Raw genomic sequence first — 300 nt, 5'->3', positions numbered from 1 at the left:
TAAGATTACAGAACCAGGTAAACCAGCTGTGGAAGTTCCTAATGTAACAACGCCAGCTCATAAGACACCAACAGTAGATGTTGAACAAGATCCTAAGACAGGTGATGTTACAGTAACACCGAAGAGACCAGATGGTTCAACCTACCCACCAGGAACTACAGTAGAAATCCCAGGTAAAGATGGTAACCCAATCACTGTTACAATCGGTGAAGACGGTAAAGGTAAAGTACCAAATAGTGAATTACCAGAAGGTAAAGTACCAGGAACTGCTAAGATTACAGAACCAGGTAAACCAGCTGT

1 protein-coding gene is annotated in these 300 nt (G+C 42.3%); it reads left to right on the top strand.

The genetic code is table 11. From position 1 onward, the window contains the following. On the top strand, positions 1-300 hold a 300-nt coding region (locus CJ239_RS11540), incomplete at both ends, for a hypothetical protein (protein WP_219716992.1).

Origin of the sequence: Streptococcus sp. UMB0029 (assembly GCF_002871495.1) — a bacterium.
Taxonomy (GTDB): Bacteria; Bacillota; Bacilli; order Lactobacillales; family Streptococcaceae; genus Streptococcus.
The sequence above is the reverse complement of the archived record's forward strand: the minus strand, read 5'-3'. Positions and strand labels throughout refer to the sequence as shown.